This is a genomic window from Pseudomonas prosekii, assembly GCF_900105155.1.
Lineage (GTDB): Bacteria > Pseudomonadota > Gammaproteobacteria > Pseudomonadales > Pseudomonadaceae > Aquipseudomonas > Aquipseudomonas prosekii.
In genome coordinates this window covers 603,465-627,665 of sequence record NZ_LT629762.1, presented here as the reverse complement: position 1 = coordinate 627,665, position 24,201 = coordinate 603,465, and the positions used below count along the sequence as shown (strand labels likewise).

Here is a 24,201-nt window from a genome sequence, read left to right as displayed (position 1 = left end):
GTGAGATGGAAAAAAACGGCAGCCCATAGAGGCTGCCGTTTTTGTTTGCGCGCGAATGCGAAGGCGTCAGGCCTATCGCCATCGCGAGCAGGCTCACTCCTACAGGGGCGAGGCTCACCCCAATCCCCTGTGGGAGCCGAGCTTGCTCGCGATGGCGGTCCATCAGCCACCAAATTTGCTGAATGTGCCACCCCCATCGCGAGCAAGCTCGGCTCCCACAGGTCATCTGTCGGACGGAATTCCAAGCCCCACCACAAACCCCCTGTAGGAGCTGAGCTTGCTCGCGATGGCGGTCCATCAGCCACCAAATTCGCTGAATGTGCCGCCCCCATCGCGAGCAAGCTCGGCTCCCACAGGTTATCTGTTGCACAGGAATTCCAAGCCCCACCACAAATCCCCTGTAGGAGTGAGCCTGCTCGCGATGGCGGTCTATCAGCCACCAAATTCGCTGAATGTGCCGCCCTCATCGCGAGCAAGCTCGGCTCCCACAGGTTATCTGTTGGACGAAATTCCAAGCCCTGCCACAAATCCCCTGTAGGAGTGAGCCTGCTCGCGATGGCGGTCTATCGGCCAACAAATTTGCTGAATGTGCCGCCCCCATCGCGAGCAAGCTCGGCTCCCACAGGTTATCTGTTGGACGAAATTCCAAGCCCCACCACAAACCCCCTGTAGGAGTGAGCTTGCTCGCGATGGCGGTCTATCGGCCAACAAATTTGCTGAATGTGCCGGCCACTTCGCGAGCAAGCTCGGCTCCTACAGTTGTTCTCCCGCAGGTTTTGCTTTGCCTCAACAATCGCCATCAACACCAGCGCAATCCCACTCACCTCTGGCGTCGCGAACCGGCGGCCTTATAATGCCCGCCTTTGCGTTTATCAGCAGGCTGTCACCCCTTGGCAAATATAGATAATCCGGCCGCCGAAATGGCGGCTGACGGTTTTTACCGCATCGCGTTGGGCGTCGAGTACAAAGGCTCGCGTTATCGCGGCTGGCAGCGGCAGGCTTCCGGTGTGTTGACCGTGCAGGAAACCCTGGAAAATGCCCTGTCCAAAGTCGCCGATTCGCCGGTGTCGCTGCATTGCGCCGGGCGGACCGATGCGGGCGTGCACGCCTGCGGGCAGGTGGTGCATTTCGACACCCAGGTCGAGCGCTCGCTGAAAGCCTGGGTCATGGGCGCCAACATCAATTTGCCGCACGACGTCAGCGTCAGTTGGGCCAAGGTCATGCCTGCGGATTTCCACGCGCGGTTCAAAGCCATCGCCCGCCGCTATCGCTACGTGATCTACAACGATCAGATCCGCCCGGCGCACCTCAACGAAGAAATCACCTGGAATCACCGCCCGCTCGACGTCGAGCGCATGGCCGAAGCTGCGCAATATCTGGTCGGCACCCACGACTTCAGCGCCTTCCGCGCCGGGCAATGTCAGGCCAAATCGCCGATCAAGCAATTGCACCATTTGCGCGTGAGTCGTCACGGCAAAATGATCGTGCTCGACATCCGCGCCAGCGCGTTCCTGCATCACATGGTGCGCAACATTGCCGGCGTGCTGATGACCATCGGGTCCGGCGAGCGCCCGGTGGAGTGGATGAAAGAAGTATTGGAGAGCCGCATTCGGCGTTCCGGCGGCGTGACCGCTCACCCGTACGGCCTGTATCTGGTGCAGGTCGAATATCGGGACGAGTTCCCGTTGCCCGAGCGCTACATCGGCCCGCACTTCCTGACCGGCTTCAGCGAACTTGACGGCTGACGCCCTCGAACGCATTTGTTACCATCCGGGACTTTCTCGGATTAGCCCTGAGGTTTTATCGACATGTCAGCCGTTCGCAGCAAGATTTGCGGGATTACCCGCATCGAAGACGCGTTGGCGGCAGTCGAGGCCGGGGCCGATGCCATCGGATTTGTGTTCTACGCCAAGAGCCCACGGGCAGTGACGTTCCAGCAGGCGAGGGCGATCATCAAAGCCTTGCCGCCATTCGTCACTACCGTGGGTTTGTTCGTCAACGCCAGCCGCTGCGAGTTGGGCGAAATCCTCGACGCCGTGCCGCTGGACCTGTTGCAGTTTCACGGTGACGAACCGGCCGAGGACTGCGAAGGCTGGAACCGCCCGTACATCAAGGCGTTGCGGGTCAAGGCCGGAGACGACATTCGCGCGGCGTGCGAGGCCTTCCCGGGCGCCAGCGGCATTCTGCTCGACGCTTATGTAGAAGGCGTGCCGGGCGGAACCGGCGAAGCGTTCGACTGGTCTTTGATACCGCAAGGCCTGAGCAAACCGATCATCCTCGCCGGCGGTCTCAACCCCGGCAACGTCGCCGCCGCCATCGCTCGGGTCCGGCCGTATGCCGTGGACGTCAGCGGCGGGGTGGAGGCGAGCAAGGGCATCAAGGATCACGCAAAGATTCAGGCATTTATCAAAGCGATACGTGATGTGACGGCTGGCTAACTGCCGCCGTCCCAAAATGCACTGCGCTGCACAAAGCAGGCACGGCTGAGGGTTTTTGAGCGGTACGCAGGTCAGTCTCGCTGACCCGGCAACTCAACGATCATCGCCACACACATGAATTTAGCTCAAGGGCATACGCGGGGCTGCGAACCAAAGCGTTCGGGCCGCCGGTACTGGAGAAAGAAAGCATGAGCAACTGGTTAGTAGACAAACTGATCCCTTCGATCATGCGTTCCGAGGTCAAGAAGAGCTCGGTGCCTGAAGGTCTGTGGCACAAATGCCCGTCGTGCGAGGCGGTGCTGTATCGTCCGGAGCTGGAAAAGACCCTGGACGTATGCCCCAAGTGCAACCACCACATGCGTATCGGCGCGCGTGCGCGTATCGACATTTTCCTCGACGCTGAAGGCCGTGCCGAACTGGGCGCGGACCTGGAGCCGGTTGACCGTCTGAAATTCCGCGACGGCAAGAAGTACAAGGATCGCCTGACCGCCGCGCAGAAGGCTACCGGCGAGAAAGACGCACTGATCTCCATGAGCGGCACTTTGCTGGGCATGCCAGTGGTGGTTTCGGCGTTCGAATTCTCCTTCATGGGCGGCTCGATGGGCGCCATCGTCGGTGAGCGATTTGTTCGCGCCGCCAACTACGCGCTGGAAAACAAATGCCCGATGATCTGCTTCGCCGCCTCCGGTGGTGCGCGGATGCAGGAAGCGCTGATCTCGTTGATGCAAATGGCCAAGACCTCGGCGGTACTGGCGCGTCTGCGCGAAGAAGGCATTCCGTTCATCTCGGTCCTGACTGACCCGGTCTACGGCGGCGTTTCCGCCAGCCTGGCGATGCTCGGCGACGTTATCGTTGGTGAGCCGAAAGCCCTGATCGGTTTCGCCGGTCCACGCGTTATCGAGCAAACCGTGCGCGAAAAACTGCCGGAAGGCTTCCAGCGCAGCGAATTCCTCCTGGAGCACGGCGCGATCGACATGATCGTGCACCGTCAGGAACTGCGCCCACGTCTGGGCAACCTGCTGGCACAAATGATGGGCCTGCCGACGCCGAAGTTCGTCGCCGCGCCGATCGAGCCGATCGAGATTCCGCCGGTACCTGCCAACATATGACCCAACGTACCCTTGGCGAATGGCTCGCCTACCTTGAGCAGTTGCACCCTTCGGCCATCGACATGGGCCTGGCGCGCTCGCAAGAGGTAGCGTCCCGCATGGGACTGGGCAAGCCGGCGCCACGGGTGATTACGGTCACGGGCACCAACGGCAAGGGTTCCACGTGCGCATTCGTCGCTGCATTGCTGCGTGCGCAAGGCCTCAATGTGGGTGTCTACAGTTCTCCGCACCTGCTGCGTTACAACGAGCGGGTGCAGGTCAACGGCGTCGAAGCCACTGACGCCGCGCTGTGCGAAGCGTTTGCGGCAGTCGAAGCCGGTCGGGGCGCAACGACCCTGACCTACTTTGAAATGGGCACGCTCGCGGCGTTCTGGCTGTTTCAGCAAGCCAACCTCGATGCCGTGGTGTTGGAAGTCGGCCTCGGCGGACGTCTGGACACGGTCAACGTAGTGGATGCCGACATCGCGCTGGTCACCAGCATTGGCGTCGATCACGTCGATTACCTGGGCGATACCCGCGAGTCCGTCGCCTACGAGAAGGCCGGCATTTTCCGCCAGGGCGCGCCGGCGCTGTGTGGCGATCTCAATCCCCCGCAACCTCTGCTGGACAAGGCGCGCGAGCTGGCTTGCCCGTTGTTTCTGCGTGGGCGCGATTTTGACCTCGGCATCACCGATCACCACTGGCAATGGCGCGGCGTTGACGCACAGGGCCAGGTGGTCGAGCTGCGTGATCTGCCGTTGCTCGATTTGCCGATGGAAAACGCCGCGCTGGCGTTGCAGGCCTATTTGCTGATCGGTTTGCCGTGGCAGCACGCGCAGATTGTTCAAGCGCTGCAAGCGACGCGCATCGTCGGCCGACTCGATCGCCGCCAGTTCAACTGGCACGGCAAGTCGCTGAATGTGTTGCTGGATGTTGGGCACAACCCGCACGCAGCGCAGTACCTGGCGCGGCGTCTGGCCAGTCGTCCGCCGAAGGGCAAACGCCTGTCGGTGTTCGGTTTGCTTGCCGACAAAGACCTCGATGGTGTTGTCGGCGAATTGAATGCTAGTGTCCAGTCGTGGGCCGTGGCGCCGCTGGATTCACCGCGAGCGCGGCCGGTCGAGGATTTACACGCGGCGTTGCAGAACCTTGGCGCGTCGGTAACGTCCTATGGCAGTGTGGCGGCCGCCCTGGAAGGGCAGTGCGCACTGGCGACGAGCGACGACGAGATTCTGTTGTTCGGATCATTTTATTGTGTTGCCGAGGCCCTTGAATGGCTGGCCCGGCGCTCCACGGAGGAAGCGGCAAATGGCTTTGCTGGATAAGTCGTACAAACAGCGCATGGTCGGAGCCCTGGTTCTGGTGGCGCTAGCAGTGATTTTCTTGCCGATGCTGTTCACGCGTCAGGATGAACAGCGTCAGGTCACGGTCGAGGCGCCATCCGCGCCGCAGGCCCCGGTGATGCCGCAAGTGCAGGTCGAACCGGTAGTTGTTCCCGAGCCGCAAGCCTTGCCGCAAGAACCAGTGCCGAGCGACGACGAGATTGCCGATCAGCAAGCCCCGTCGATGCCGATCGCGCCTGCGGCACCTGCCGCACCTGCTGCGCCCGTGGCTGCGGCCCCGGCACCGGCGGCCAAACCGGTTACGCCGCCACCGGCACCTGTCGCCAAACCGGCGCCAGCCCAGCCGATCGCCGCCGCCCCGGCAAAACCCGACACCACGCAAAGCCGCGTCGATGCCAATGGCCTGTCGGTCAGCTGGTCGGTGCAACTGGCCAGCCTGACCAGTCGTGCCAGTGCCGAAAGCCTGCAGAAATCCCTGCGTAGTCAGGGTTACAACGCCTACATCCGCACGGCTGATGGCAAGAATCGGGTGTTTGTCGGTCCGCTGATCGAGCGTGCCGAGGCTGATCGCCTGCGTGATCTGCTCGGCCGCCAGCAAAATCTCAAAGGTTTTGTGGTGCGCTTCCAGCCCGAACGCGGCTAACAGCCGCCCCGCGCCTGATGTAGCAGCTGCCGAGCCTGCGAGGCTGCGTCCGGCTGCGAAGCGGCCGTAAACCGGCACCTGCGGTCAACTTGATAGATCGCGGTGGCTGATGTTGCTACCGTTGCGCAGCCGGACGCAGGCTTCGCCAGCTGCTACAAAGGGTTGTGGCTATCACGCCGATTTGAAATGCACTGACAATCGCAGCTTACCGATAAGCATGGGCTCTGCTAAAATGCGCCGCCTTATCCGTCTGTAGGCTGCACTGTGCCATTTACCTGGGTTGACTGGGCGATCGTTGCAATCGTCGCCATCTCCGCATTGATCAGTCTGAGCCGCGGCTTCGTCAAAGAAGCATTATCGCTGGTGACCTGGATCATCGCAGGAGTCGTTGCCTGGATGTTCGGTGGTTCATTGTCCGAGTACCTCGCCGGATACATCGAAACGCCTTCGGCTCGTGTGATCACGGGCTGCGCCATCATGTTTGTCGCCACGTTAATCGTAGGCGCAATGATCAATTATCTTATCGGCGAATTGGTTCGCGTCACCGGGCTCTCCGGGACTGATCGATTCCTCGGCATGGCCTTCGGCGCCGCGCGTGGCGTGTTGCTGGTGGTCGTGGCGGTCGGGCTGTTGAGCCTGGGGCCGGTACAGCAGGACAGCTGGTGGAAAGAATCACAGCTAGTGCCAAAATTTTTATTGGTCGCAGATTGGTCCAAAAACCTGATTCTGGGGTGGAGCAGTCAGTGGCTTGCCAGCGGTATCAGCGTACCCGCTGAGATACCGTTCAAGGAGCAACTCTTGCCGTCGGCGAAAACGCCACAGTGAGTGTTGTTCAGTTCAGATCCATTAAGTAGGGGTTGCGTCGCATGTGTGGCATCGTCGGTATCGTCGGTAAGTCGAACGTCAATCAGGCGCTGTATGACGCGCTAACCGTGCTCCAGCACCGCGGCCAGGACGCTGCCGGTATCGTCACAAGCCATGATGGCCGCTTATTCCTGCGCAAGGACAACGGTCTGGTGCGTGACGTGTTTCATCAGCGTCACATGCAGCGCCTCGTCGGCCACATGGGCATTGGCCATGTGCGCTATCCGACCGCAGGCAGCTCGACGTCGGCCGAAGCTCAGCCGTTTTACGTCAACTCGCCTTACGGCATCACCCTGGCGCACAACGGTAACCTGACCAACGTTGAACAGTTGGCCAAGGAGATTTACGAATCTGACCTGCGTCACGTCAACACCAACTCCGATTCCGAAGTGTTGCTCAACGTGTTCGCGCACGAACTGGCCCAGCGCGGCAAGTTGCAGCCGACTGAAGAAGACGTGTTCGCCGCCGTGACTGACGTGCACAACCGTTGTGTTGGTGGTTACGCCGTTGTCGCGATGATCACCGGTTACGGCATCGTCGGTTTCCGCGACCCGCACGGTATCCGCCCGATTGTGTTTGGCCAGCGTCACACCGACGAAGGCGTCGAGTACATGATCGCTTCCGAAAGCGTCTCGCTGGACGTGCTCGGTTTCACCCTGATCCGCGACCTGGCACCGGGCGAAGCGGTCTACATCACTGAAGACGGCAAGCTGCACACCCGTCAGTGCGCGAACAATCCTTCGCTGACGCCGTGCATTTTCGAACACGTGTACCTGGCGCGTCCGGACTCGATCATCGACGGCGTGTCGGTCTACAAGGCGCGTCTGCGCATGGGCGAAAAACTCGCCGAGAAGATCCTGCGCGAGCGTCCCGAGCACGACATCGACGTGGTCATCCCGATTCCGGACACCAGCCGCACGGCGGCACTGGAACTGGCGAACCACTTGGGCGTGAAGTTCCGCGAAGGTTTCGTGAAGAACCGCTACATCGGCCGCACGTTCATCATGCCGGGCCAGGCAGCACGGAAAAAATCCGTACGCCAGAAGCTCAACGCCATTGAACTGGAATTCCGCGGCAAGAACGTGATGCTGGTCGATGACTCGATCGTGCGCGGCACCACTTGCAAGCAGATCATCCAGATGGCCCGTGAAGCCGGCGCGAAAAACGTCTACTTCTGCTCTGCGGCCCCGGCCGTTCGTTACCCGAACGTCTACGGCATCGACATGCCGAGCGCCCACGAGCTGATCGCCCACAACCGTTCGACCCAGGACGTGGCTGACCTGATCGGTGCCGATTGGCTGATCTATCAGGACTTGCCTGACTTGATCGAAGCGGTCGGCGGCGGCAAGATCAAAATCGAAAACTTCGATTGCGCGGTGTTCGACGGCAAGTACGTCACTGGCGACGTCGACGAGGCTTACCTGAACAAGATCGAGCAGGCTCGCAACGATGCCTCCAAGGTCAAGACTCAGGCAGTCAGCGCGATCATTGATCTGTATAACAACTGAGTAACCACCGGCCTGTAACTGTGGGAGCGAGGCTTGCCCGCGAAGGCGGTGTCACAGGCAACAGTGATGTTGAATGTGGCGACCCCTTCGCGGGCAAGCCTCGCTCCTACAATAACGGGTGTTCCCTCCAGGCCGGTTTTGTATCTATCAAGAGCAAGGCAAGGAGTGACAGCATGAGTCAGGATTGGGATGCCGGTCGGCTGGACAGCGACCTCGATGGCGTAGCGTTCGATACCCTGGCCGTACGCGCCGGTCAGCACCGTACGCCGGAAGGCGAACACGGTGATCCGATGTTCTTCACTTCCAGCTACGTATTCCGCACCGCTGCCGATGCGGCGGCGCGCTTCTCCGGCGAAGTGCCGGGCAACGTCTACTCGCGTTACACCAACCCGACCGTGCGTGCGTTCGAAGAGCGCATCGCCGCGCTGGAAAGCGCCGAGCAAGCGGTCGCGACGGCCACTGGCATGGCCGCGATCATGGCGGTGGTGATGAGCCTGTGCAGTGCCGGCGACCACGTGCTGGTTTCGCGCAGTGTGTTCGGTTCGACCATCAGCCTGTTCGAAAAATACTTCAAACGCTTCGGCGTCGAAGTCGATTACGTGCCGTTGGCCGACCTGTCCGGCTGGGATGCGGCGATCAAATCCAACACCAAATTGCTCTTCGTCGAATCGCCGTCCAACCCGCTCGCCGAGTTGGTCGATATCGCCGAACTGTCGAAAATCGCTCACGCCAAAGGCGCGATGCTGGTGGTCGACAACTGCTTCTGCACCCCGGCGTTGCAGCAGCCGCTGAAGCTCGGTGCAGACATCGTTGTGCACTCGGCGACCAAGTTCATCGACGGCCAGGGCCGTTGCATGGGCGGCGTTGTGGCCGGTCGCAGCGAGCAGATGAAAGAAATCGTCGGTTTTCTGCGCACTGCCGGGCCGACCCTCAGCCCGTTCAACGCGTGGATCTTTCTCAAAGGTCTGGAAACCTTGAACCTGCGGATGAAAGCGCATTGCGCCAACGCCCAGCAACTGGCCGAGTGGCTGGAGCAGCAGGACGGCATCGAGAAAGTCCATTACGCCGGCCTCAAGAGCCATCCGCAGCACGAACTGGCGCAGCGCCAGCAGAAGGGCTTCGGCGCGGTGGTGAGCTTCGAGGTCAAGGGTGGCAAGGAGGGCGCGTGGCGCTTTATCGATGCGACGCGGCTGATTTCGATCACCGCCAACCTGGGCGACACCAAAACCACCATCACTCACCCGAGCACCACTTCCCACGGCCGTCTGGCGCCGCAGGAACGTGAAGCGGCGGGCATTCGTGACAGCCTGATCCGCATCGCGGTCGGCCTCGAAGACGTAGCCGACCTGCAAGCCGATCTGGCACGCGGGCTGGCTGCCTTGTGATCGAGTTGTCCACGCCAAGCACTGGCAGCCATGGCCGCGTCGCACTGGTAACCGGCGCTGCGCGCGGCATCGGGCTGGGCATCGCGGCATGGCTGATCAGCGTAGGCTGGCAAGTGGTGCTGACTGACCTGGACCGCGCGCGCGGCTCGAAAGTGGCGAAGGTGCTGGGCGACAACGCCTGGTTTATCGCCATGGACGTGTCCAACGAAAGTCAGGTGGCGCTGGGCGTCGCCGAGGTCTTGGGGCAATTTGGGCGTCTGGATGCGCTGGTGTGCAACGCGGCAATTGCCGATCCGCACAACATCACTCTGGAAAGTCTGGATCTGGCGTATTGGAATCGCGTGCTGGCGGTCAACCTCAGCGGCCCGATGTTGCTGGCCAAGCACTGCGCACCGTACCTGCGCGCGCACAACGGTTCGATCGTCAACCTGGCCTCGACCCGCGCCGGGCAGTCGGAGCCAGACACCGAGGCTTACGCGGCGAGCAAGGGCGGTTTGTTGGCGCTGACGCACGCGTTGGCGATCAGCCTCGGCCCGGAGATTCGCGTCAACGCGGTCAGCCCTGGCTGGATCGATGCGCGCGACCCGAGTGAGCGCCGTGCTGAGCCGCTGACCGAAGCGGATCACGCGCAGCACCCGGCGGGTAGGGTAGGGACGGTCGAAGATGTGGCGGCGATGGTGGCGTGGTTGCTGTCGAGGAATGCCGGGTTTGTTACCGGGCAAGAGTTTGTGGTCGATGGTGGCATGACCAAGAAGATGATTTACACCGAGTGATTCGCATAGGCGCATACAGGTATTGAATGTGCCGCCGCCTTCGCGAGCAAGCTCGCTCCCACATTGAAACGCAATCCACTGTGGGAGCGAGCTTGCTCGCGAAGGCGGTCCCACCGTGCTGATGCTGTTGCGAATGACACGATTTTGTCTTTTTCAGAAAAACTTCAATCCTGCTATTGACTTAGGTTCGCTACCTGCGTAAATTTCGCGGCCTCGGAGATGCAAACGGGTGATTAGCTCAGCTGGGAGAGCGTCTGCCTTACAAGCAGAATGTCGGCGGTTCGATCCCGTCATCACCCACCACTTCCGAGAGTCTTGCGCAAGCAAGATGGAAGCCTTTAAAAGCCTCCACCGACGCGCAGCGGTAGTTCAGTCGGTTAGAATACCGGCCTGTCACGCCGGGGGTCGCGGGTTCGAGTCCCGTCCGCTGCGCCATATTTTCCGAATCAGAGTTTTTTCTGGTTCGAGATTGAAAGCCTCGAAGCTTCCAGTCAGACGAGTTACTTGGACGCAAGTCCAAAGCGATACGCAGCGGTAGTTCAGTCGGTTAGAATACCGGCCTGTCACGCCGGGGGTCGCGGGTTCGAGTCCCGTCCGCTGCGCCATATCTGCCTCAAGGCCCACTGAACGCCTTGGAGCTACGAAGAAAAGCAGTTGCTAATACCAGCGCTTGATTCGAGTCGATAGCAAAGACCCTGGTCGAAAGACCGGGGTTTTTTGTGTCTGCGATTTGGCTTTTCCCTCCTTCAATTTCCCTCTGCTCAATCTTTCTGCCCCACCAACGCATAAAGCGCTTCCTTCGCTGCGCCGACATTAATTAGAATCACTCTCATTTGCGCTAACTCCTTGGTACAGGGCTTCTTGAAATGAGTGATGCAGCGATGCCGACGGGACACACTTTCCACGACCTGTACCGCGACCATCGTGGCTGGCTCGAAAGTTGGTTGAGACGCCGCATGGGCAATGGCCATGACGCGGCGGACTTGAGCCAGGACACCTTCCTGCGCCTGCTCGCCAGCTCGCAAAGCATCGCCGACCTGCAAGAACCCCGCGCCTATCTGGCCACCGTCGGCAAGCGCCTGCTGAGCAACTTCTACAAACGCCGCAGCCTCGAACAAGCCTATCTGAATGCATTGGCGCTGTTGCCCGAAGACTGCGTGCCGTCCCCGGAACAGCGCTGGATACTGCTGGAAACCCTGCAAGCGCTCGACGAATTGCTCGACGGTCTGCCACGCCCGGTCCGCCGCGCATTTCTCTGGAGCCAACTCGAAGGCCTTGGGTATCAGGAAATCGCCGAACGCCTGCAAGTCTCCGAACGCACGATCAAACGCTACATGGCCCAAGCGTACGAACATTGCTTGCTGGTGGAATTGTGAATGGTTCTGCACCCTTGGCCGAAACTCGCCAAATCATGCGGGCGGCTGCACGCTGGCTCGCGCTGGTCGAATCCGGTTCCGCCAGTGACCAGGATCGCGCCGAGTTGCAGCGCTGGCGCGACAGCCACAGCACCCACGAACAGGCCTGGCAGAAAGCGCAAATGCTCCGCCAGCGTTTCGCCGATCTGCCGTCAGCCCTCGCCATGGCCAGCCTCGACCGACCGCAGCCAAGTCGGCGCACGGTGATCAAACGCGCGGTCGGTGCGGTGGCGCTGGTGCCGGCAGCGTGGCTGATCAGCCGGCAATTGCCGCTGGACGTCTGGAGCGCCGACCTGCGGACGGCGACCGGGGAAGGCAAAAAAGTCCAATTGACCGATGGCAGTTCGCTGCAACTGAACACCGCGAGCGCCGTAGATATCGATCTGAGCAAGCGTCTGCTGAAACTTGTCGAGGGCGAGATCGCGCTGAATGTGCCGGGGACTAAGCCGCTGACGATCCAGACGCACTTCGGGCAGATTGTCGTCAGCCAAAGCGAAGTCTGCGTGCGCCAGGGTGCAAGCGGCTGCAAGGTTTCGGTGCGCAAGGGCGCGGTGCAATTGCAGCCTCTGCGCGGTCCGGTGTTCTCGCTGCGCGGTGGCCAGCAGGTCAGCCTGCGGGCGGCCGGTGCCGGCAACGTCGAGCCGTTTGATGTGCTGGCTCCCGGCTGGCGCGACGGTGTGCTGATGGCGCAGAACCAGCCGTTGGGCGATTTCCTGCGCGAACTCAGCAGCTATCGACCGGGCGTGCTGCGTTGGGAGCCGGAGCTGGAATCGCTGCGGGTCACTGGCAGTTTTCGTCTCGACGACACCGACCGCATCCTCGCGCTGCTGGCGGCGAGCCTGCCGATCGAGGTGCACTCGCGCACGCGCTATTGGGTAACGCTGCTGCCGCGCAAAAATAGTGTTTAACGCATGTCCCCTTTTTTCGCGTCGCTGGTCATTCAAGGCAAGTGAAACGAAATCAGAGAGACTTTCAATGCCCGCAGTGATGCCCAGCAGTACACGTTCGGCTCCATTCCGCCTGCGCCCGTTGGTGCACTTGAGTCTGTTGCTGAGCCTGAGCGCCAGTCCATTTTTCATCGCCACCGCGTGGGCCGACGACGGCTCCAAACGCAGTTATCAAGTTCCGGCGGGTAGCCTCAGCGCGGCGTTGACGCGGTTTGCCGGGTTGGCCGGGGTCAACTTGTCGGTCGACCCGGCACTGGTTGGCAGTCGCACCAGTCCGGGGCTGTCCGGTGATTTCGCGGTTGAGGAGGGTTTCGCGCAGTTGTTGCAGGGCTCGGGCCTGCAATTGCAGGCCGTCGGCGATCAGGCGTACATCCTGACCCCGGCGCCGGAGGGCAGCAGCCTGCAACTGGCGCCCACCTCGATTCTCGGCGCGACTGGCGGTGTCGAGGGCGAGCCTTACGCTGGCGGCCAGGTTGCGCGGCGCGGTTCGCAGGGGTTGCTCGGCTCGAAAGATTTCATGGAAACCCCTTTCAGCATCACCACTTACACCGCTGAAGCGGTGAAGAATCTGCAGGCGCGGACCTTGGGCGATCTGGTGGCCAGCGATCCATCGGTTCGAGCGACCAACCCGGCGGGCGGGCGCTACGAGCAGTTCACTATTCGCGGGCTCAGCCTGTTCAATAGCGATGTTTCCTACAACGGTCTGTATGGCATCCTGCCGACTTATACCATCGACATGGAAATGGCTGACCGCGTCGACATTCTCAAAGGCCCGAGCCAGTTGATTAACGGCATCTCGCCGCGCGGCAGCGTCGGTGGCGGCATCAACGTGGTGCCGAAACGCGCGACCGATGCGCCGATCACCTCGTTTGCCGGCAGCTATGCGTCGAACAATCAGCTCGGCGGCGCCGTGGATATCGGCCGGCGCTTTGGTGAGGATGACAAGTTCGGCATTCGTTTCAACGGCGTGAAACAGTCCGGCGACACCGAGTGGGATCACCAGAGCGTCGACCGCGACATGGCTGTGTTGGGCCTGGATTTTCGCGGTGAACGGCTGCGCCTGTCGACGGATGTCGGGCACACCGAGCGCGACACCGACGCCCCGCAGGAGCGGGTGATTGTCGGCGCCAACGCCCAGGTGCCACACGCCAGCGACGTGCGCCGCAACTATGCGCAGGCCTGGAGCCAGGCGCGGACCAGGGACACGTTCGGCACGGTCAACGGTGAGTTCGACGTCAGCGATTCGGTGATGCTCTACGGCGGCGTCGGCGCGCGCAAAAGTAACCACGATTTTCTTCGGCATGCGGTTTCGATCACCAATGACCGTGGCGATTTCAGCGTGCAGCCGCGTGATTTTACCCGTGACGAAAACGTGCGCACCGCCAACGCCGGCGTGCGCAACTGGTTTCACACCGGCCCGGTCAGCCATGAGGTGAATCTGGCGGCCAGTTATTTTTATATGGATTTCGAGAACGGTGGCGCCCGTTATGCCGCATCTCCGAGCAATCTCTACAACCCGGTGGCCACGCCGACGCCGAACAATCCGACGCGCCAGGACGCGAAGGTCTACACCGAAAACCGCTTCAGCGGCGTGGCGTTGTCCGACACCCTCGGCTTTTTTGATGACCGCGTATTGCTGACCCTCGGCGCACGCTGGCAGCGGGTGAAGGTCGACGACTGGTCGGACAACGTCAAGGGCGACACCGCTTACGACGAGGAAAAGGTCTCGCCATCGGGCGGCATTCTGTTCAAGGCCACCGACAAGCTGTCGCTGTACGCCAACTACATGGAAGGTTTGAGCCAGGGCAAAATCGCGCCATCGACTTCGGTGAACGAGGACGAAATCTTCCCTCCGTTCATCAGTCGTCAGGTCGAAGTCGGCGCCAAGTATGACGCGGGGCCGTTCGCGGTGACCGCGGCGGTGTTCCGCATCAAGCAACCGGCTTACGAGACCAACGCCAACACCCGCGTGTTCGGCCCGAACGGCAAACGCGAAAACACCGGTGCGGAAATCAGCATGTTTGGCGAGCCGCTCAAAGGTGTGCGCCTGCTCGGCGGCGTGATGTACATCGACAGCGAACTGAAGCAGACCACCAACGGCACCTTCGACGGCAACCGCGCGCCGGCCACGCCGAAATACAACGTCAATCTGGGGGCCGAATACGATATTCCGAACGTTGAGGGCCTGACGCTGACCAGTCGCGGGATCTATTCGAGTTCGCAATATCTGGACCAGTCCAACGTCAAGGAAATCGATGCCTGGACACGCCTGGATGTCGGCGCGCGGTATGCGTTCAAGGTCGACGATAAGCGCATCACCTTGCGCGGCAATATCGAGAACGTGGCGAACAAGCGCTATTGGAGTTCTGCGGGCGCGTCGGATGACAGCGAGCCAGGGTTGACGCTGTCGACACCGCGCACGTATTTGCTGTCGGCGACTGTTGATTTCTGAGTTGGTTGGGTTTTTTGGGGGAGAGGTTTGCTGGCGGGAGTGGTGGTTCAGGGAGCAGTTCAAGGCTGGTCTGACGCCTTCGCGAGCAAGCTCGGCTCCCACAGTGTCAGCGGCGCTTCTCAGGCAGCATGCAGTCCCTGTGGGAGCCGAGCTTGCTCGCGATGAGGCCATCAGCCGCTACATCATAATCACCTGACACACCGCCTTCGCGAGCAAGATCAGCTCCTACAGGGTTCGGTGGTTTCGGGACATGCGCAATCTCTGTAGGAGTGAGCCTGCTCGCGATGGCTTCACCTCGGTTTCTGATTCTTTGGTCAGATATTTGTAACGAGTTGTTTTCTAAAACAGCGCAAACCTTTAAAGTTAACCTTTCGGTCAGCTTTGCACTGTCAATTCAGCCCTTTGCTTCGTCAAGAAGGGCTTCTGCAAGACTCGAGATCCCCAGAAAATAACCAGAAGGGCGGACCTATAACCGTCCAGAGGATGATCCATGTCCAACCGTGATATCTCCCGGCGCTCGTTCCTTCAGGGCGGGTTGGTGGCAGGTGTGAGCGTGACGCTTGCGCCGCTCAGCTCCCAGGCGCTGGCTGCCTTGATGGAAAACAGCGTGACCGTGCCGTCCGAGCAATGGCTCGGCAACAACGGCAAGGCGCGCCAACGCAACGATGCCTTGTCCAAAGTCTGCGGCAGCAAAGTGTTTGCCCGCGACATCCGCGCCAAGGACATGCCGGGCTGGCCGCAGCAGCAGGGCCACGCCATGTTGCTGAAAATCACCAAGGCTGACCGCATCTACGCCGGCTACGACCTGAGCTGGCTCGGCGCCGATTTGCAGCCCGACCGCATCGTCACCGCCGCTGACCTGGACAACGACGGCATCGTCTTTCCGGAAGAGCACGCGCCTGATCCGCTGCTGCCCGAAGGCAAAGTGCCGATGTTCATCGGTCACCCGGTGGCGATCCTGATCTGGAACGATTTCGAGCGATTCCGCCAGGCCAAAGCCAAACTCAAATTCAATGACAAAGCCATCCGCTACGGCGCCCAAGTGCCGTTTTACGAGGGCGATCCCTACGGCAGTTTCCGCTACGTGCGCGTCGGCGGCGCGACGTCGGCGGACGAAGACGAATTCGCCAGCCTCAAGGATTCGATCCTCTTTCCGATGCTGAAAAACCGTCGCCCGGTGTGGAATTCCCAGCCCGACCTGCACGGCAACCTGACCGAGCGCGGATTGTTCTACGCCGATCGCATGAAGCAGCAAATCGACACGCCGCCGGACAACTGGCTGGTCTTCGACGAGCGCTACAAAACGCCGTCGATCGAACCTGCCGCGATGGAGCCGGACAACGGCAACGGCTGGTACGACCCGGCCACCAAAACCCTGCACTTTGTCGTCGCTACCCAATGCCCGCTGGAAACCGCAACCGACACCGCGAAGATGATCGCGCCGTCGCGTTTCGGCCTCGCCAACCTCAACCTGCACCCGGGCTACACCGTGGGTTACGGCTCCAAGGACCACAATATTTTCGTCTACTACGCTGCGCTGGCCGCGTTGTACGGCGCCGGTGTGCCGGTGCGTCTGGCGAATGATCGCTACGAGCAATTCCAGAGCGGCATCAAGCGTCACCCGTTCGACATCCGCTACCAATTGGCCGTGGACAAGACCGATCACAGCTTCAAGATTTTCCGCGCCGAAATGAGCGTCGACGGTGGCGGGCGGATCAACTACAGCCCTTCAGTGGCAGCGGTTGGCGCCACAGCGGCGCAGTCGATCTACTACATGCCGCAGAACGATTTGCAGGTCACGGCCTACCATTCGCGCGCCGTGGAAGCGGGCTCGATGCGCGGTTACGGCACCCTGCAAAGCATGGCGTCGACCGAGATGATGGTCGATGAAATCGCCGGTCGCCTCGGCATCGACGCGATTGATCTGCGCAAGAAAAACGCCATGCTGTCGGGCATGAAGAACACCCAGGGCGCGATCCCTGCCGGTGCTTTGCGTCTGCACGAAATTCTCGACAAGGCTGCGGTCCACGAAGTCTGGAAAAACCGCGACGCGATCAAAAAGCAACGTGAGGCGGCTGACCCGGATCACTGGTATGGCGTCGGTTTCGCGATCTGCCAGAAAGACTTCGGCACCGGTTCCGAAGCGCCGATGGCGAGCATCGAATACACCGCTGACGGGCACGTGACGTTGCGCCATATCGGCATCGAAATCGGCACCGGCATGTCCACCTCGCAAGCCTTGGTGGTGGCTGATTTCATCGGCATCCCGGCGACCGAAGTGAAGACCGGCGAAACCGAGTGGAAAGAGTTGCAGCTGTTCACCGGCGGCAACCCGTACACCATGAGCCAGGCTGAACAGGATGGTTACCTGCGCAACCCGCGCTGGGTCGGCAAACTGGCGTCGGCCTCATCGGCGACCAACTCGGCTTACTACTTCAGCCACGCCACCCGTGAAGCGGCGCGCGTGCTGTTCAACCACGGCTTGTGGCCGGCGGCGTTGCAGATCTGGGGCCAAGGCCCTTACGGCGGCCAGGCCAACCCTTACGTGGTGCGCCGCGAAGACGCGCATTGGGTCGACGGCAAACTCACCGCCAACGGCATGCAACCGCTGAGCTTCGAACAACTGGCCAAACACGCTCACGAAAAAGGTTTGGTGACCGGCGCGACCGTGCACGGTTTCAACCGCTGGAGCTGGGCCGAAGCCGAGTTCAGCATCGACGGTGTGCGCGAGCGCCTGCCACTCGATGGCCTCGCCGTGAAGTACGGCGACGGCGCGCCGAACGCGAAAAAAGCACAGATGACCAGCGCTGGTTTCCATCTGCTCGATCGCCAAAACGCGCATTACCCGGACATCCAGTTGAACAACGCGGCGGTGACTTACTACAGCCCGGTCGCGACGCTGGTGGAATTGAAAGTCAACAAAGGATCGGCCGAAGTGCAGGTGCTCAACCATCACTCATGGGTCGAGTGCGGTCGGGTGCTGGTGGAAGAATTGGTCAGGGGCCAGCTCGAAGGCGGGATCGCCATGGGCATCGGCCATGCGCTGCTCGAAGAAATGCCGCTGTACGAAGGCGGGCCGGGGGAGGGTGACTGGAACTTCAACCGTTACCGTCTGCCGATGGCGCGGCACGTGGCGGTGTGGACGCAAACGGCGGAAATTCTGCCGCCGCTGTCGCCAAGCGACCCGTCCAAAGGCATCGCCGAAGTGGTGATGATCCCGGTGGTCGGCGCCATCGGTAACGCCGTGGCCCATGCCATCGGCAAACGCGTTCGCGACCTGCCTATCACTTCTGCGCGCATCAAGGAGGCCCTCAATGGCTAACCGTCCGCTTCAACTGACCCTCAATGGTCAATCCGTCGGCCCGGTGGACATCCCTGATGACCTGCCGATGATCGACTATCTGCACGAATACAAAAACCTCACCGGCTCGCGCCTCGGCTGCGGCCAAGGCATTTGCCATGCCTGCGTGGTGATCGTCGACAACCCCGACGGCACCAGCGAAGAAGTGCGCACCTGCATCACCGGCGCGCACTATTTCGAAGGCAAGAAAGTCCGCACCATCGAAGGTCACGCGACCCGCGATGAGCAGGGCAAAGTCACCGAACTGAACCCGATCCAACAGCGCTTCGTCGATGAATTCGCCTTTCAGTGCAGCTACTGCGCGCCGGGTTTCGTCAACGCCGCGACCGTGCTGGTGGAGAAGCTGCAACGTCAGCCAATCGTCAAAAGTCAGCTGGAAAAAGTCATCGAGGACAGCCTCGGTCACCACATTTGCCGCTGCACTGGCTACGTGCGTTATTACAGCGCGACGCGCAACGTGCTGACCGATCTCGGCCTGGTCAAGGAGGGTTAACCATGAAGCATTTACTCTCCCGTCTGACCTTGGCGGTCGGCCTGGCTGCGCCGGTGTTGCTGGCGCACGCGGATGATCAGATCAAGCGCGGCGAATACCTCGCCCGCGCCGCCGATTGCGTGGCGTGCCACACCGCACCGGGCGGCGCGCCGTACGCGGGCGGTCTGCCGATCGTCTCGCCGTTCGGCACGATCTACGGCACCAACATCACCCCGAGCAAAGAACACGGGATCGGTTTGTACAGCGACGAAGAATTCTTCGCCGCGCTGACCGAAGGCAAGCGCCGCGATGGCGCAAATTTGTACCCGGCGATGCCTTACACCTCGTATCACTTGATGCCGCGTGCCGATTCCGACGCGATTCACGCGTACCTGAAAACCGTCGAACCGATCGAGCGTGCAGCACCGGTGACCAGCCTGAGCTTTCCGTTCAACGTGCGTTTGGGCCTGATGGGCTGGAACATGCTCTATGGCAAAGACCTGAAACTGGCGCCGACCGACGGCAAAAGCGACGAGTTCAAGCGCGGCGAATACATGGTCGAAGTGCTCGGCCATTGCGGCGAATGCCACACCCCGCGCGGTTTGCCGGGCGCCATGCAGCAAGACAAACGCCTGACCGGCGGCGTGCTCAACGGCTATCTGGCGCCGAGCCTGTTGGCCACTGACCTGGCCGCGCGCGGCTGGAATCATCAGGACTTGAGCACCTTCCTCAAGCACTGCATGAGCGCGCAAGGGACGATGTTCAACGAGATGTTCCCGGTGTTCCACAACAGCACCCAACGCCTCAGCGACCCGGACCTGGCGGCGATGGCCACGTATCTGCTTGGCGATCCGGCACCCGCGGCGAAAGTGTTGACCGAAGTGCCGCTGGCGCAGATGAGCCCGAGCGCCCAGCGCGGTCGTCAGGATTACCTCAACGTTTGTGCCGGTTGTCACGCGCCGGACGGCGAGGGCAAACCGCACATCGCCGTGGCCATGCGCGGCAACACCACGCTGCGCCTGGAAGACCCGCGCAACCTGTTGCGAGTGATCGAGGACGGCATCGGCGAACAGCAATTCGCCGGGTTCGAACGCATGCAACCGATGCCCGGTTTTGCCGACAAACTCAGCCACGAGCAACTGACTGATCTGCTGAATTATCTGCGTCAGGGTTGGGGTGGTCAGCCGGGTGAACTGGCGGTCGGCGATGTGCAGAAGCTGCAGGCTGACGCGCCGCCGGCCGAGCACAAGGCGCACTGACATGCAGCATCTCGATCTGCAAGTGGTGCGCCGCGCGCTCGAATGGTCTTGCGCCGGTCAGCGCGTGTGGTTGTGCACGGTGCTCGCGACTTACGGCTCGGCGCCGCGTGCGCCGGGTTCGTTGCTCGCGGTGAACGTTGACGGGCAATGGATCGGCTCGCTGTCCGGCGGTTGCGTCGAGGAGGATTTCCTCGAGCGCGTTGCCGAAGGTGGGTTCGATCAAGCCGTCAGCGTCGTGCGATACGGCGAGGGCGACGATCCGCGTTCGCGGGTCAGCCTGCCATGTGGCGGCGTGCTCGATGTGCTGGTGGAGAAGCTAGAGGCGGATTGCGAGGTTCAGGGGCACCTGCGCGAATTGCAATCGGCGTTGCTCGGCCAGCGTCGATTGATTCGCGAGGTCGATCTGGCCAGCAGTGCGCGCAGCGTGTTTGCCGACAGCGAGCAGGGCGCGCGCATCGAACGTGAGATCGATCGAGTGCGCGTGCGCATCGGCGCGGCTCAGCGTTTGCTGCTGGCCGGTTATTCCAGCGTCGCCCAAGCGTGCGCGGAGTTTGCCGTGGGTCTGGGGTTCGAGGTGATTCTGTGTGATCCGCGCGATGAAGTGCTGGAAGGCGTGGAGTTGCCGGGCGTCGAGATTCGGCGGCAACTGCCGTCGGTGTTCATCGCCGACGGCGGCTGCCACAGCGACACCGCCGTGGTGGCACTGACGCACGACCCACGCATTGATGACCTGGCGATGATGGAAGCGGTGCGCACCGATGCGTTCTATATCGGCGTAATGGGCTCGATGCAAACCTCGCAGAAGCGCTTTGAGCGGTTGCGTCGGATTGGTGGATTAGGTGATGCCGAATTGGCGCGGATACACGCGCCAATCGGCCTGAACCTGGGCAGCAAAACCCCCGCAGAAATCGCCCTCGCAGTCCTGGCCGACATCCTGCGAATCCGCAGCGGCATCCCCCGCGATCGCCTCTGATCCTTGTAGGAGCGAGGCTTGCCCGCGAAAGCGGTGCGTCAGGTAAAAATGATGTCGTCTGGCACGACCTCTTCGCGAGCAAGCTTCGCTCCTACACGGAACCGCGGTGTTGGTCAGTACCCAAACCTATCTCGCAACCCGTAATACCAAGCCCCCAACGCCGCAAACGGCGTGCGCAGCAGTTGTCCGCCTGGGAACGGGTAGTGCGGCAGGTCCGCAAACGCATCAAAACGCTCAGCCTGCCCGCGCAACGCTTCGGCCAGCACCTTGCCCGCCAGATGCGTATACGTCACGCCATGGCCGCTACAGCCCTGCGAATAATAAATGTTATCCCCCAGCCGTCCGACCTGCGGAAGACGCGACAACGTCAGCAGGAAATTTCCGGTCCAGGCGTAATCAATCTTCACGTCCTTCAACTGCGGGAACGCCTTAAGCATCTTCGGCCGAATGATCGCTTCAATGTTCGCCGGATCCCGCGCGCCATACACCACGCCACCGCCGAACACCAAACGCTTGTCGCCAGTCAGCCGGTAATAGTCGAGCAAATAATTGCAGTCCTCGACGCAGTAATCCTGCGGCAACAAACTCTTCGCCAGCGCCTCGCTCAACGGCTCAGTCGTAATCACCTGAGTGCCGCACGGCATCGACTTCGCCGCCAGCTCCGGCACCAGATTGCCCAGATAAGCATTGCCCGCCACGATGATGAACTTGGCCCGGACCTTACCCTGCGGCGTATGCACCACCGGATTCGCGCCGCGCTCGATGCGCACCGCTGGCGACTGCTCATAAATAGTGCCGCCCAACGATTCCACGGCCGCCGCTTCACCGAGCGCCAGGTTCAGCGGATGAATGTGCCCGCCGCTCATGTCGAGCAAGCCGCCGACATAGTGCTCACACGCCACCACGTCACGAATGCGCGTCTGATCCAGCAACTCAAGCTGCGTATGCCCGAAGCGCTCCCACAAGCGCTTCTGCGATTCCAGATGCCCAAGCTGCTTGGCCGTGATCGCAGCGAACACGCCGCCGTCCTTCAAGTCGCACTGGATATTATATTTGGCGACCCGCTCACGAATAATCCGCCCGCCCTCGAACGCCATCTGCCCGAGCAACTGCGCCTGCCTGGGCCCGACACTGCGCTCGATCACATCAATGTCGCGGCTATAACTGTTAACAATTTGCCCGCCATTACGCCCCGACGCGCCAAACCCGACCTTCGCCGCCTCCAGCACGGTGACCTTGAAGCCGTTCTCCAGCAGAAACAGGGCAGAGGACAGACCGGTGTAACCGGCGCCGATCACGCAGACATCAGTCTCCACGTCATCCTGCAACGCCGGGCGCGGCGGAACCGCATTGGCCGATGCGGCGTAATAGGACTCTGGGTAAGGGGTGTTCGCCATCCTGCTGCCTCTGTTTAATATATTTTACGAGTGCCCTGATCCTACCCGACTTAAAAAACCGCCGCCAGCCACCGGAAAATCCTGGTCGCGGCAGCAAAATTAAATATTTTGCATATTCATAGGGTTAGCTCGAAAAAAGGTGTTGACACCCCTCCGGAATTCCGTAGAATGCCGCCACACAGCAGGCACGTAGCTCAGTTGGTTAGAGCACCACCTTGACATGGTGGGGGTCGTTGGTTCGAGTCCAATCGCGCCTACCAAACAAAATCCGCTCTGCTGGGCGGTCTAGAAGGGCTCACCGAAAGGTGGGCCCTTTTTTGTTGTCTGGGGTTTGCGAAATAAAGGGAACCGTTCTATTTGCCTTTTGGCGGAATTGGCAAACCTTAACGCACTCTCTGTTGGACCCGACTCATTCCGTGCGCTGAAAAGGGACTGAATGAGCGGGGCGGATAACGCGAGATCAACGCCACGTTTGCCGCGATGAGCTAGCAAAATCAATGGAAGCCTTTCTGCGCGTTTAACCATTGCCAGCTTCATGTTTAACGACACCATCTGTTACGTCCCAATGCCTACAAAACCTTGTGCCTTTGCCTACGGGTAAGACAGAATCCGCTGGCTTGTGCGTCTCTGGGGCGGGCTATATCGTCTCCTTGTCACTGAACAGCAGTGATCGGGTTTGGTAGCCCGCTTCTAAGTAGATGCATGGCGACACTGTATGTAGTCCTATTCCTCGGACTCGACTTTATGGTGGTTATGCGTGGGGCTCATTCGTGAGCGCCGGGTTTCCCGCTTAGACCGGTCTACCAACCCACGCATGGCCGCCACCTCTCGTTTGGTAGCGAGGGTGATGGCTCCGTTTATCTAAGTGGAGTTTCATCAATGTTCAAAGTAACCCCGAATCCGCCGCAAACCGATCCAGTACCCTACGACGCCTCTTTCGATCTCGACCCCGAAAAGATCAAAGCAGCCGCCGACCGCGCGCTCAAAATCTACCTGAACCCCGGGGCGACGAAAGCGCAGATAGCGCCCCGCAAACCCAGCAGCATTTTCGCCATCGACCCGTCGGCAGATGACGAGACCTTACTCGTCGATGCGTGCGATGCATTTGCGTCCGCGAGCATCATCGTCAACGACCTTGTCGGCCTGACAGAGAATCCACGACGGCAAACGCTGCTGGTGCTGCAACGGGTGATTACGATGGGCGAGTTAGCGGTCAATCGCGTACTGGATAACCACAAGCCCGGCTAGTCGCCAGGCGATTAACGAGGGGATCGCCCCCTCGTTATTTCGATCAATCAACTATCCCTCCAACACCCGCGCCGGAAAAAACAACTCAAAACACGTCAATCCGTCCGCGCTGGTCACGCCATATGTTCCGCTGTGCATCTGCAAAATCGTATACACAATCGCCAACCCCACTCCGTTCACTTATAGATGGCCGTTCTCTATTCCCCGATTTATTCTTCTCGTTCAAGACGCTCGAAATCCCAAGAGTAGATCTTCATGTCTTTAACCTCTTCACCCACGGTCCCTACGCCAAGACAGGTTTTATCCTTTGTGTAATTAAATCCGCAATACTGAACGCCCATCGTGCAGGATTCGATCTCTATGAAGCCTGCCCTTAAGATTATGTTTTCTACTCCATACTCCCCGGTGTAAGTAGGATTGGGCTGCCAACCATCTTTGATCAGCAGTTTTCGGGCTTTTACAAATGCCATTCCTTCCTTTATCGGCACATCCATAGCGTTCGCATGAAGGCATACGAAACACAGTGAACTGATGAAGATTTTAGTCAGTGTCATTTTTCCGTTCCGCCAAAACCCTTGTAGATATTCGTGACTTCTTCGTATTTGGTGTAAGGCTGACCTGATGGTTTTCCTTTA

The 24,201-nt window shown here is 60.6% G+C and carries 19 protein-coding genes and 4 tRNA genes; 21 read left to right on the top strand and 2 right to left on the bottom strand.

The features are described from left to right. Positions 1-920 precede the first annotated feature (920 nt). The 19 genes from truA to BLU01_RS02815 all read left to right on the top strand — a co-directional run bounded on the left by truA (position 921) and on the right by BLU01_RS02815 (position 20,921). Positions 921-1,745 carry a tRNA pseudouridine(38-40) synthase TruA gene (truA, locus tag BLU01_RS02905; protein WP_092270564.1) on the top strand — a complete coding sequence of 275 codons (825 nt, stop codon included), beginning with the start codon at positions 921-923 and terminating at the stop codon, positions 1,743-1,745. 63 nt (positions 1,746-1,808) lie between these two features. Further along, positions 1,809-2,438 carry a phosphoribosylanthranilate isomerase gene (locus BLU01_RS02900; protein ID WP_092270561.1) on the top strand — a complete coding sequence of 210 codons (630 nt, stop codon included), beginning with the start codon at positions 1,809-1,811 and terminating at the stop codon, positions 2,436-2,438. A 188-nt stretch (positions 2,439-2,626) separates the two neighbouring features. Further along, positions 2,627-3,547, top strand: coding sequence for an acetyl-CoA carboxylase, carboxyltransferase subunit beta (accD, locus tag BLU01_RS02895; protein ID WP_092270558.1), 921 nt, complete (start codon positions 2,627-2,629; stop codon positions 3,545-3,547). Next, a complete protein-coding gene (gene folC, locus BLU01_RS02890; protein WP_092270555.1) occupies positions 3,544-4,851 on the top strand; it encodes a bifunctional tetrahydrofolate synthase/dihydrofolate synthase in 1,308 nt (435 codons plus the stop codon). Before accD ends, folC begins: the two co-directional genes overlap by 4 nt. Continuing rightward, positions 4,835-5,512 carry an SPOR domain-containing protein gene (locus tag BLU01_RS02885; protein WP_092270552.1) on the top strand — a complete coding sequence of 226 codons (678 nt, stop codon included), beginning with the start codon at positions 4,835-4,837 and terminating at the stop codon, positions 5,510-5,512. The genes folC and BLU01_RS02885 overlap by 17 nt, the downstream gene beginning before the upstream one ends. Positions 5,513-5,776: 264 nt before the next feature. Continuing rightward, complete coding sequence (locus BLU01_RS02880) at positions 5,777-6,337, top strand: CvpA family protein (RefSeq protein ID WP_092270549.1); 561 nt, start codon at positions 5,777-5,779, stop codon at positions 6,335-6,337. Between the two features lie 41 nt (positions 6,338-6,378). Continuing rightward, positions 6,379-7,884: an amidophosphoribosyltransferase gene (gene purF / locus BLU01_RS02875; protein ID WP_092270546.1), complete on the top strand. Its 1,506-nt coding sequence runs from the start codon at positions 6,379-6,381 to the stop codon at positions 7,882-7,884. A gap of 173 nt (positions 7,885-8,057) precedes the next feature. After that, positions 8,058-9,269, top strand: a complete 1,212-nt coding sequence (locus BLU01_RS02870; protein ID WP_092270543.1) for an O-succinylhomoserine sulfhydrylase — start codon at positions 8,058-8,060, stop codon at positions 9,267-9,269. Further along, the gene (locus BLU01_RS02865) at positions 9,266-10,042 is read left to right on the top strand and encodes an SDR family oxidoreductase (RefSeq protein ID WP_092270540.1); all 777 of its coding nucleotides are present in this window, start codon (positions 9,266-9,268) and stop codon (positions 10,040-10,042) included. Before BLU01_RS02870 ends, BLU01_RS02865 begins: the two co-directional genes overlap by 4 nt. A 227-nt stretch (positions 10,043-10,269) precedes the next feature. Further along, positions 10,270-10,345: transfer RNA gene (locus BLU01_RS02860), tRNA-Val, on the top strand. A 55-nt stretch (positions 10,346-10,400) separates the two neighbouring features. Continuing rightward, positions 10,401-10,477 (top strand) — tRNA-Asp (locus BLU01_RS02855). 93 nt (positions 10,478-10,570) lie between these two features. Further along, positions 10,571-10,647: transfer RNA gene (locus BLU01_RS02850), tRNA-Asp, on the top strand. 261 nt (positions 10,648-10,908) lie between these two features. Continuing rightward, the gene (locus tag BLU01_RS02845; RefSeq protein ID WP_092270537.1) at positions 10,909-11,418 is read left to right on the top strand and encodes a sigma-70 family RNA polymerase sigma factor; all 510 of its coding nucleotides are present in this window, start codon (positions 10,909-10,911) and stop codon (positions 11,416-11,418) included. Between the two features lie 35 nt (positions 11,419-11,453). Then, positions 11,454-12,365, top strand: coding sequence for a FecR domain-containing protein (locus tag BLU01_RS02840; protein ID WP_092281446.1), 912 nt, complete (start codon positions 11,454-11,456; stop codon positions 12,363-12,365). A gap of 67 nt (positions 12,366-12,432) precedes the next feature. Continuing rightward, a complete protein-coding gene (locus tag BLU01_RS02835) occupies positions 12,433-14,856 on the top strand; it encodes a TonB-dependent receptor (protein WP_092270534.1) in 2,424 nt (807 codons plus the stop codon). A 490-nt stretch (positions 14,857-15,346) separates the two neighbouring features. Beyond that, positions 15,347-18,178, top strand: coding sequence for a xanthine dehydrogenase family protein molybdopterin-binding subunit (locus BLU01_RS02830; RefSeq protein ID WP_092270531.1), 2,832 nt, complete (start codon positions 15,347-15,349; stop codon positions 18,176-18,178). Then, positions 18,171-18,710, top strand: coding sequence for a (2Fe-2S)-binding protein (locus BLU01_RS02825; RefSeq protein ID WP_007982256.1), 540 nt, complete (start codon positions 18,171-18,173; stop codon positions 18,708-18,710). Before BLU01_RS02830 ends, BLU01_RS02825 begins: the two co-directional genes overlap by 8 nt. Positions 18,711-18,712: 2 nt before the next feature. Beyond that, positions 18,713-19,948 (top strand): c-type cytochrome, encoded by a 1,236-nt coding sequence (locus tag BLU01_RS02820; protein WP_092270528.1) that lies wholly within the window; start codon positions 18,713-18,715, stop codon positions 19,946-19,948. 1 nt (position 19,949) lies between these two features. Then, the gene (locus tag BLU01_RS02815; RefSeq protein WP_092270525.1) at positions 19,950-20,921 is read left to right on the top strand and encodes an XdhC family protein; all 972 of its coding nucleotides are present in this window, start codon (positions 19,950-19,952) and stop codon (positions 20,919-20,921) included. Positions 20,922-21,034: 113 nt separating this feature from the next. Here BLU01_RS02815 and BLU01_RS02810 read toward each other — a convergent pair whose 3' ends face one another. Then, entirely contained in the window at positions 21,035-22,318 is a 1,284-nt protein-coding gene (locus BLU01_RS02810) for an NAD(P)/FAD-dependent oxidoreductase (RefSeq protein WP_092270522.1), read from the bottom strand. 183 nt (positions 22,319-22,501) lie between these two features. Here BLU01_RS02810 and BLU01_RS02805 point away from each other — a divergent pair. Continuing rightward, a tRNA-Val gene (locus tag BLU01_RS02805) sits at positions 22,502-22,578 on the top strand. Between the two features lie 619 nt (positions 22,579-23,197). Continuing rightward, positions 23,198-23,566 (top strand): DUF6124 family protein, encoded by a 369-nt coding sequence (locus BLU01_RS02800; protein ID WP_092270519.1) that lies wholly within the window; start codon positions 23,198-23,200, stop codon positions 23,564-23,566. 209 nt (positions 23,567-23,775) lie between these two features. Here BLU01_RS02800 and BLU01_RS02795 read toward each other — a convergent pair whose 3' ends face one another. Further along, positions 23,776-24,120, bottom strand: coding sequence for a hypothetical protein (locus tag BLU01_RS02795; RefSeq protein ID WP_231987128.1), 345 nt, complete (start codon positions 24,118-24,120; stop codon positions 23,776-23,778). Positions 24,121-24,201: the final 81 nt, after the last annotated feature.

Coding starts and splice junctions, on each gene's coding strand:
- folC (WP_092270555.1), top strand. CDS start 3,544: ATGACCCAACGTACCCTTGGCGAATGGCTCGCCTACCTTGAGCAGTTG.
- BLU01_RS02900 (WP_092270561.1), top strand. CDS start 1,809: ATGTCAGCCGTTCGCAGCAAGATTTGCGGGATTACCCGCATCGAAGAC.
- accD (WP_092270558.1), top strand. CDS start 2,627: ATGAGCAACTGGTTAGTAGACAAACTGATCCCTTCGATCATGCGTTCC.
- BLU01_RS02840 (WP_092281446.1), top strand. CDS start 11,454: ATGCGGGCGGCTGCACGCTGGCTCGCGCTGGTCGAATCCGGTTCCGCC.
- BLU01_RS02845 (WP_092270537.1), top strand. CDS start 10,909: ATGAGTGATGCAGCGATGCCGACGGGACACACTTTCCACGACCTGTAC.
- BLU01_RS02800 (WP_092270519.1), top strand. CDS start 23,198: ATGTTCAAAGTAACCCCGAATCCGCCGCAAACCGATCCAGTACCCTAC.
- BLU01_RS02795 (WP_231987128.1), bottom strand. CDS start 24,120: ATGACACTGACTAAAATCTTCATCAGTTCACTGTGTTTCGTATGCCTT.
- BLU01_RS02815 (WP_092270525.1), top strand. CDS start 19,950: ATGCAGCATCTCGATCTGCAAGTGGTGCGCCGCGCGCTCGAATGGTCT.
- BLU01_RS02810 (WP_092270522.1), bottom strand. CDS start 22,318: ATGGCGAACACCCCTTACCCAGAGTCCTATTACGCCGCATCGGCCAAT.
- purF (WP_092270546.1), top strand. CDS start 6,379: ATGTGTGGCATCGTCGGTATCGTCGGTAAGTCGAACGTCAATCAGGCG.
- BLU01_RS02835 (WP_092270534.1), top strand. CDS start 12,433: ATGCCCGCAGTGATGCCCAGCAGTACACGTTCGGCTCCATTCCGCCTG.
- BLU01_RS02830 (WP_092270531.1), top strand. CDS start 15,347: ATGTCCAACCGTGATATCTCCCGGCGCTCGTTCCTTCAGGGCGGGTTG.
- BLU01_RS02820 (WP_092270528.1), top strand. CDS start 18,713: ATGAAGCATTTACTCTCCCGTCTGACCTTGGCGGTCGGCCTGGCTGCG.
- BLU01_RS02870 (WP_092270543.1), top strand. CDS start 8,058: ATGAGTCAGGATTGGGATGCCGGTCGGCTGGACAGCGACCTCGATGGC.
- BLU01_RS02825 (WP_007982256.1), top strand. CDS start 18,171: ATGGCTAACCGTCCGCTTCAACTGACCCTCAATGGTCAATCCGTCGGC.
- truA (WP_092270564.1), top strand. CDS start 921: ATGGCGGCTGACGGTTTTTACCGCATCGCGTTGGGCGTCGAGTACAAA.
- BLU01_RS02885 (WP_092270552.1), top strand. CDS start 4,835: ATGGCTTTGCTGGATAAGTCGTACAAACAGCGCATGGTCGGAGCCCTG.